The sequence below is a fragment of the Amycolatopsis sp. NPDC059021 genome, assembly GCF_042739895.1.
Lineage (GTDB): Bacteria > Actinomycetota > Actinomycetes > Mycobacteriales > Pseudonocardiaceae > Amycolatopsis.
In genome coordinates this window covers 37663-46503 of sequence record NZ_JBHYIQ010000062.1, presented here as the reverse complement: position 1 = coordinate 46503, position 8841 = coordinate 37663, and the positions used below count along the sequence as shown (strand labels likewise).

The window sequence follows — 8841 nt, the reverse complement described above, 5'->3', positions numbered from 1 at the left end:
CTATTCCTGGGGCGGCGTCTTGCTCGATCACCCCCTCCCCCATGTTTATGATTTGTGCTGTTCATTCTCGGCGCTTCCTCGCTGAGCCCCCCCCCCTTCAGCTCATCTGACGAGGCGAAAGTCCCCTTCAGCAGCTTGTAGCGCCCGGCGGGGCCTGGCAGAAGCGCGCCGAGTAACCGCCGTTGGCCGCGACCGGGACGCTCAGGGCGCTACCCGGTGTGACCCGCTGAGTGGTCTGGACGAGTTTGCCGTCGGCCCCGTCGCCGTAGATCTCGGCGAGCCAGTCGCCGGGCGGCAGGAATGTCAGCGGCGTGTCCAGCTGGGTCGCGGAGCCCGCGGTGATCGCGCCGACGTACCACTTGGCGCCGGATCGCCGGGCGAACACGGCGAGCTTGCCGGGGTCGCCTGCGAGCAGCCGCGTCTCGTCCCACACCGTCGGGACGTGGCTGAGCAGGCGTTCGGCCACCGGACGCGCCTGGTAGCTCTCGACGCTGTCCGCGAAGTGCTGGACGCCCGATTCGTACACCACCGCCAGCGCCAGCTCACCGCCCTCGCTGTTCGGCCGCACGCCGCTGAAGGTGACCGGGGTGAAGTCCATCGAGCCGGTCAGGTTCCGGGTGAACGGCAGCGTCACGTAGTGCTCGATCGGGAACGGCTCGCGGCCCGGCTTCGGCTTGGTGCCCTCGGCGCCCTTGACCGCCTCGACCGACATCACCTGCGGCCAGGTGCGCTCGATGCCGCGCGGGATCGGCGCGCCGTGGAAGTTGAGCATCAGGTGGTACTTCGCCGACGCCGCGAGCACGTCGTCGTACCAGCGTGTCCGGTCCTGGCGGTCGGACTCCACGAAGTCGATCTTCAGCCCGACGACACCCCAGTCGCGGTACTGCTTGAAGTTCTTCTCGCGCTCGCTGTCGGTGTCGGTGATCTTCGCGTCGGCCCACAGCCAGATCCCGACGTGCCGGTCCGCGGCGTACTTGACCAGTTCGGGGATCCAGCTCGCGTTCCACCCCGAGTCGACGAGCGTGTACTCCCAGCCCATCTTCGCCGCGTAGTCCACGAACTGCTTCTGCTTCTCCAGGCTCCCCGCGCTGGGCCCGTCGGACCACCACGACCACGCGCCGACGCCGGGCTTGATCCACGACGTGTCGGCGAGCTTCGACGGGCTCGCCAGGTCGGTCACCAGCGTGCTTTCGGCGACCGTGGCCAGATCGCCGACGATCATCGCCCGCCACGGTGTCCGCAGTGGTCCCTTCGCGACCTCGGCCGGATCGGGCAGAACGAGGCCGAACCGCTTGGACGCGGCGTCCAGCTTGAGCCGCGAACCGCCGTAGCTGCCGTTGAGGTCCGACTCCAGCACGGTCAGCCACGAATCGCCTACGTGAAACAGCGACGGGTAGCCGTACTCGACGGGATCCTGCTGGGCCACCGGACGGTGGACGTGGATGCTCTCGTAATCGCTGCGGCCGTTGTCATATGGCAACAGGAACGAATCGGCCGTTTGCGGAACCGCGAATTCCGACGCCTCGCGGACCACGGTTGTCCACTTAGGAGTGTCGAAGACATATCGGTACGCGACGCCGTCCGCAGATACACGGAAGACCACCGCGAACGCCTGCCCACCGGTACCGCGCAGATTCAGCGTCGTCTCGGCGGCATCGACGGTATGGTTCAGCCGCCTGCCGACCTTGGTCTCGTACGTCTCGTGGATCGGCCGCTGCGAGAACCCGGTGACCGCGAGCCCGCTCGTCAGATCACCGTTCGCGGTCTCGACGCCGAGTGCCGAGGGCTCCAGCACCGTTGTCGCGCCGCGGGTGACCGACAGCGTGAGCCGTCCCCGGTCCAGCGCGATATGGGCTTCCGGTGTCGCACCTTGATGGACGGACATGCCGGGCGCGGTCAGCGTCCAGCGCGTCGCGGACGACGCCTGCCCCGAGGCGGGCAGCCCGAACACCACCGACGTCACCACCAGCGCCCCCGCCAGCACAGCTCTCTTCCTCATGCCGTCCCTTTCTCCGTGGTCCGTGAAGGCCTCCTTCACAGCGCACAACGCTGTGAAGGAGGCCTTCACGGAACGTTGGGCTTCTCCAAGGTGAGCGCGAACAGGTGCGGACGTGGGCCGGTGGCGGGCGGCAGGGTCACCGAGACGACCTCGCGCGCGGGGTCGAGCGGGACGCGCTGGTGGAAGATCGCGAGCCGCGCCGCCTGGATCCCCGCCCGCGTGTGCAGCTGGGTGGTGACCACGGCTTCGGTCTCCCCGAACGCCGCGGCGGTCCGCCAGTCGGTGAGCCGCAGGGGAACCTGCGCCGTGGATCCGTCCTTATAGGACACTGTGAGCGTCGTGGTGCTCTTGCCGGTGTCGGCCGCGCCGAGCACGTGCAGCACGCCGTAGTTCCCGGCGGGCAACGGAATCGCCTGTCCGGTGCCGACGACGTTGTTCGGCGTGCCCTCGGCGCCGTTGACGAAGAGGAACGGCACGCCGTCGTCGGTGAGCTGCCCGGTCTGCGGCAGCTGCGCGGCAGGGTAGGTGTTGCCCGCGCCGTCGAAATCCCCGTCGCCGAGGTAGAACTCGCTGGTCACGCCGTCGGAGTTGAGCACAACGGCGAGATCGACCGGGACCTGCTGCCCGCTCGGCGGGAGCATCGGCAGTCCCCACGGCGGCGCCGGTTCGCTGATCGGGACCGGCCCGATCGTGGTGTCCGGACGTCTTCCGCGCGGGTACACGAGCACCTCGCCACCGCGCGGCAGGTCGATCTCAAGTGTCCCGTTAGGACGCTGCCGCCAGCGCCGCGCGCCCTCGACCGTCACCGCCCCGTCGATCGACGGCTTCAGCTTCAGCGGCTGCCCGGCGAGACTACGCACGCGGACGAACGTGGTGACCCCGGCCTTGCGCGCCGCGCTCACCAGGAACGCGCCCTGCGTGCGGAAGTCGTGGAGGACGACGTCGCGCCAGGCGGCGGGGAGCGCGGGGAAGAGCCGGACCGTGTCGCCCCAGCTCTGGCACAGCATGTCGTGCACCGACTGCGCCGCCGAGAGCGGCGTCTCGATCACCGGCCCCGCCTCGTAGTACATGGTGTTGGCCTGCGCGAACCGCGCGACGAACTCGCGGAGGTGCTTCAGCGCGTCCTCGCCCCGGCCCAGCGCCGACGACAGCGACGAGGCACCGGTGAAGCTGAACCCGCGCAACGCGCCTTCGAAGCTGATCCAGTGATCCAGCGACTTCGCGATGAGCGCGGTCTGGGCCGGATCGTCCACATTGAGCAGATACAGCGGATACGCCGCCAGGATGTGCGAATAGTGCCGGTGCGATTTGGCGAACGGAACGCCGGTGCCGATCATCAGGCCGTTCTCGTCGACCGGATAGTCGACGAGCTTCGCGAGCACCTCACGCCACCTCGGCGCGAGCGGATCGTCGATGCCCAGCGTCTTCGCCGCGTCCAGCAGGGTCTGGCAGCTCCACCGGATCAGCGCGAGGTCGTAGTTGCAGTCGGGCGCGCGGCCGTACTCGGGCGAGAACGTCGGCGGCAGGTGCAGCCGCCCGTCGGCGCCGTACTTCAGGAAGTGCAGGTAATAGTTCATCGCCTTGCGCAGCACCGGGAACAGGTCGTCGCGCAGGATCGCGACGTCCATCGTGTGCCGGTAGCTCAGCCAGACGTTGTGCAGCAGCCACGGCAGGTCGCCGATCTCGGCGTCGCTGTCGGGATTCGGCACACCGACGTACCCGGCGTCCGCGAAACGTGCGTCGGTACTGCGCCGCAGCCCCATCGAATCGGCGCGATACTCGGGTCTCAAGCCGTCGATCAGCGTCTGCTGGTTCTCGCGGACCGTGCGCGGAATCGGGTCGAGTTCGAGGTGATTCGAGCCGTGGACCGGCCAGTATTCCAGCTGCGCGTTGAGGTTGAACCACACCGACGGCCACGGCGTCGGCTCCAGCCACGGCCCGGTGGTGGCCATGATCGGCGCCTCCGCGCGGGCGGCCGACGCGAGCTTGTACAGCTGGATCCAGTAGAAGCTCTGGAGCTTCGCGTCCGGAATGGACAGAAAGCTCCGGCGGTAGAAGGCGTGCCACCACTGGCGGTGCGAGGCGCGCAGCGCGCCGATCGTGCCCGCCGCGCCGATCGCCGTCCGCACGGTCCGCTCGGCTTCGGTGCCGGGAAAGCTGTGCGCCGTCGAGAGCACGAGCGTGCGCCCGCCGTGCGCGGCCCGCCGGAGCTGGTATGCCGTCGCGTTCTGGCCGCCCGCGAACAGCGGCTGAGTCACGAAGGAGACGCCGCGCTCGTCGTGGGTCGTCCACGCCGGATTGGGGTCGAACCCCTTCGGCGGCTGCTCGCGGACGATGCGCGGGCTGACCGCGGGCAACGGTTCGAAGGCGAGCGAGAAGCCGCGCTCCCCCGCGCTCGGGCGGACGTCGATCACCAGCACCGGCTGGGTGGAGTGCACGAACGCGTGGATCTCCAACGTCCCCCGGTCGGTGGTGACCGTTCCGGAGAGTTCCGCGTTCCACAGGTCGAGCCGCAGGTCCGCGCCGGTGAGCGTGCCGGCCGGGGTGAGCAGCACCTTGCCGATCGGCAGCCGCGCGACGCCCCATTCGTTGCCGAAGGCGGGCCGGTGATCCTGGCTCTCGCTGTGGTCGACGGTGAACTTCAGCGCGCTCCTGCTCGACGGCGTCTGCTCCCGGTAGACCTGCGTGCCGACGAAGCCGTTGCCCAGGAACGCGCCCTCGTACCAGGTGCGCGGCAGGCGCTGCCAGCGCAGATCCTGCGCGGCGAGGAAGCGCGCCCACTGCTCGTCGGACATGCCCCCGATCCGCGGCGGGAAAACGTCGCTGTCCAGCGGTTTCTCCGCCGCGATGGCGGGTGTCCCGGCGGCGAGCGTAGTGGCGAGGAGCCCGGCCACCGTGCCGCCGAGGAGGTCGCGTCGAGGGAAACCAGCGGGCTTCGTCATCGTCACCCCATCGTGAGTTCCGACGATTGGTCGGATGTCTGACGTGAAATGAACGTAAGAGACCACGCAGAAACCGTCAACAACCCTCAGCAGAAAACACGCCATCCGGCCGGATAGCTCCCGATAAGCGGAACAGAACCCAAAGGCGTGATATCGACCACAAGGACTGCATAGATCGGATGTACGGCGCTTCACGCGGACCGAACAGCCCCGCGGACGCGTGCCCTGGGCCACACGTCCGGGCGATACCCCCGTGTCGGGGGTGTCTGGTCCATCACAGAGACGAACCCGGAGGTGAGCCGCTCACCGGTGCCGGGTCTAGCATCCCTTGCATCCACGCTCGATGACCTTGATCTCGGCATTGTCGCCGGAGTTGTGTCCCTAGTGGACGCCTGGCTCCCCCGGCGGCGAGTGCGGACTTCAGCGGTCAGCCGGGCAACACAGCCATGACGTTGGAGGCCGTTCACCGATGTCCACCACGGCGAGCACTGCCCCTGAGGCAGCGGCGAGCGATCGGGCGGGTGCCTCACGCCGGAAGGGGACCTTCTACCGGGGCGACCCCGGCATGTGGTCCTGGGTGCTGCACCGCATCACCGGCGTGCTCACATTCTTCTTCCTGTTCGTGCACGTGCTCGACACCGCGCTGGTGCGCGTGTCGCCGAACACCTACGACCAGGTGATCGAGACCTACAAGACGCCGCTGGTGAACCTCATGGAGGTCGGCCTGGTCGGCGCGGTGCTCTTCCACGCGCTGAACGGCCTGCGGGTCATGCTGGTCGACTTCTGGTCGAAGGGCCCGAAGCTGCAGAAGGCGATGCTGTGGGTCATCGGGATCGTGTGGGTCGTGGTGATGGTTCCCGGCGCGTTCTTCATGATGAAGCGCACCGTCGAAACGCTGTTCGGGGGTAACTGACATGGCCGACCTCGTTCTCGACCGCCCGCGCGCGCCGCGGCGCCCGGCCGCCCGGCGCAGCAACTTCGAGCTGTACAGCTGGCTGTTCATGCGGATCTCGGGCCTGGCCCTGATCATCCTGGTGCTCGGCCACCTGCTGATCATGAACATCCTCGACGGCGGTGTGCACCGGATCAACTGGGGCTTCGTGGCAGGCCGCTGGGCGTCGCCGTTCTGGCAGTTCTGGGACCTGGCGATGCTGTGGCTCGCCCAGATCCACGGCGGCAACGGGCTCCGCACGATCATCGACGACTACGCCCGCAAGGACACCACGCGGTTCTGGCTGAAGATCGTCCTCTACGTCTCGATGGCGCTGATCCTGGCCGTCGGCACGATGGTGATCTTCACGTTCGACCCGAACATGCCCGCCAACTGACGTCCACCACACGCACGTAAGCGGAGAACCTGATGCAGTTCCACAAGTACGACGTGGTGATCGTCGGCGCCGGTGGCGCCGGGATGCGCGCGGCCATCGAATCCGGCCAGCGCGCCCGCACCGCGGTACTCACCAAGCTCTACCCCACGCGTTCGCACACCGGCGCGGCGCAGGGCGGCATGTGCGCCGCGCTGGCGAACGTCGAAGAGGACAACTGGGAGTGGCACACCTTCGACACGGTCAAGGGCGGCGACTACCTCGTCGACCAGGACGCCGCGGAGATCATGGCCAAAGAGGCCATCGACGCGGTGCTCGACCTGGAGAAGATGGGCCTGCCGTTCAACCGCACGCCCGAGGGCAAGATCGACCAGCGCCGGTTCGGCGGGCACACCCGTGACCACGGCAAGGCCGCGGTGCGCCGCGCCTGCTACGCCGCGGACCGCACCGGGCACATGATCCTCCAGACGCTGTACCAGAACTGCGTCAAGCACGGGACCGAGTTCTTCAACGAGTTCTACGTGCTCGACCTGGTGACGAGCGAGGACGAGAACGGCAACCCGGTCGCCTCCGGCGTCGTCGCCTACGAGCTGGCCACCGGCGAGCTGCACGTCTTCCAGGCGAAGTCGGTCGTGTTCGCCACCGGCGGCGCGGGCAAGATCTTCAAGACGACGTCGAACGCGCACACCCTCACCGGTGACGGCCTCGGCATCATCTTCCGCAAGGGCCTGCCGCTGGAGGACATGGAGTTCTTCCAGTTCCACCCGACCGGCCTCGCGGGCCTGGGGATTCTCATTTCCGAAGCCGTCCGCGGCGAGGGCGGGATCCTGCGCAACGCCTCGGGCGAGCGCTTCATGGAGCGCTACGCGCCGACCATCAAGGACCTCGCGCCGCGCGACATCGTGGCGCGCTCGATGGTGCAGGAAGTCCTGCAGGGCCGCGGTTGCGGCCCGAACAAGGACTACGTCGTCCTCGACGTCACGCACCTGCCGGTCGAGGTGCTGGAGACCAAGCTCCCCGACATCACCGAGTTCTCCCGGACCTACCTGGGCGTCGACCCGGTGAAGGAGCCGGTGCCGGTGTTCCCGACGTGCCACTACGTCATGGGTGGTATCCCGACCAACATCCACGGCGAAGCCTTGCGGGACAACGAGAACGTCATCCCCGGCCTGTACGCCGCGGGCGAGGTCGCGTGCGTTTCCGTGCACGGCTCGAACCGGCTCGGCACGAACTCGCTGCTGGACATCAACGTGTTCGGCCGCCGCGCCGGCATCGCCGCCGCGGAGTACGCGCTGGCGCATGAGCACGTCGAGCTGCCGGAGACCCCGGCCGCCCTGGTCGAGGACCAGCTGGCACAGCTGCTTTCCGAGCACGGCGACGAGCGCGTCGCCGACATCCGCAAGGAAATGCAGCAGACGATGGACTCGCACGCTTCGGTGTACCGCACCGAGGACACGCTCAAGCAGGCGCTGACCGACATCCAGGCGCTGAAGGAGCGGTACGGCCGGATCACCGTGGCGGACAAGGGCAAGCGGTACAACACCGACCTGCTCGAGGCCGTCGAGCTGGGCTTCCTGCTGGAGCTGGCCGAGGTCCTCGTCGTCGGTGCGCTGGCGCGCAAGGAATCCCGCGGCGGCCACGCGCGCGAGGACTACCCGAACCGCGACGACACGAACTTCATGCGGCACACCATGGCCTACAAGCAGGGCTCCGGTCTGTCGTCCGACATCCGGCTCGACTACAAGCCGGTGACCTTCACCCGCTACGAACCGATGGAGCGGAAGTACTGATGACTGCGGCTACCACCGAGGAAGCTCCGTCCTCTTCGGACGAGCACACCCCGATCACGGTCACGCTGAAGATCCTGCGGTTCAACCCGGAGGTCGACGAGGAGCCGCACTGGGAGTCCTACGACGTCCCGGCGCAGCGCACCGACCGGCTGCTGAACCTGCTGTTCTATGTCAAGGACTACATCGACGGCACGTTCTCGTTCCGCCGCTCGTGCGCGCACGGCGTGTGCGGGTCGGACGCCATGCAGATCAACGGGATCAACCGGCTGGCCTGCAAGGTGCTGATGAAGGACCTGCTCTCGACGTCCGGCAAGCCGACCGTGATCACGATCGCGCCGATCAAGGGCCTTCGCACCTTGAAGGATCTCTATGTCGACATGGATCCGTTCTTCGAGGCGTACCGCTCGATCAAGCCGTACCTGATCTCGTACGGCAACGAGCCCTCGCGCGAGCGGATCCAGTCGCAGGCCGACCGCGACCGGTTCGACGACACGACCAAGTGCATCCTCTGCGCCTGCTGCACGTCCTCGTGCCCGGTGTACTGGAACGACGGCTCGTACTTCGGCCCCGCCGCGATCGTCAACGCGCACCGCTTCATCTTCGACTCGCGTGACGAAGCCGCCGAAGAGCGTCTCGACATCCTCAACGACTCCGAGGGCGTCTGGCGCTGCCGGACCACGTTCAACTGCACCGACGCCTGTCCTCGGGGCATCCAGGTCACGAAGGCCATCCAAGAAGTCAAACGCGCCCTCCTCTTCAAACGCGTCTAACCGCTTCACCGCTTC

The 8841-nt window shown here is 67.8% G+C and carries 6 protein-coding genes; 4 read left to right on the top strand and 2 right to left on the bottom strand.

Annotation, left to right across the window (positions count from 1 at the left end; translation table 11 throughout):
- Positions 1-127: 127 nt before the first annotated feature.
- On the bottom strand, positions 128-1999 hold the full coding sequence (locus ACFWX1_RS30650; protein WP_378393225.1) for a glycoside hydrolase family 97 catalytic domain-containing protein: 1872 nt from the start codon (positions 1997-1999) through the stop codon (positions 128-130).
- A 65-nt stretch (positions 2000-2064) separates the two neighbouring features.
- A complete protein-coding gene (locus ACFWX1_RS30645; RefSeq protein ID WP_378393223.1) occupies positions 2065-4941 on the bottom strand; it encodes a Tat pathway signal sequence domain protein in 2877 nt (958 codons plus the stop codon).
- 469 nt (positions 4942-5410) lie between these two features.
- Between ACFWX1_RS30645 and sdhC the strand changes: the two genes are divergently transcribed.
- The 4 genes from sdhC to ACFWX1_RS30625 are packed head-to-tail and all read left to right on the top strand — an operon-like array spanning position 5411 to position 8826.
- The gene (gene sdhC, locus ACFWX1_RS30640; protein WP_378393221.1) at positions 5411-5854 is read left to right on the top strand and encodes a succinate dehydrogenase, cytochrome b556 subunit; all 444 of its coding nucleotides are present in this window, start codon (positions 5411-5413) and stop codon (positions 5852-5854) included.
- 1 nt (position 5855) lies between these two features.
- The gene (locus tag ACFWX1_RS30635) at positions 5856-6269 is read left to right on the top strand and encodes a succinate dehydrogenase hydrophobic membrane anchor subunit (protein ID WP_378327502.1); all 414 of its coding nucleotides are present in this window, start codon (positions 5856-5858) and stop codon (positions 6267-6269) included.
- Between the two features lie 32 nt (positions 6270-6301).
- Positions 6302-8056, top strand: coding sequence for a succinate dehydrogenase flavoprotein subunit (sdhA, locus tag ACFWX1_RS30630; protein ID WP_378393219.1), 1755 nt, complete (start codon positions 6302-6304; stop codon positions 8054-8056).
- Positions 8056-8826 (top strand): succinate dehydrogenase iron-sulfur subunit, encoded by a 771-nt coding sequence (locus tag ACFWX1_RS30625; RefSeq protein WP_378393217.1) that lies wholly within the window; start codon positions 8056-8058, stop codon positions 8824-8826. The genes sdhA and ACFWX1_RS30625 overlap by 1 nt, the downstream gene beginning before the upstream one ends.
- Positions 8827-8841 lie beyond the last annotated feature (15 nt).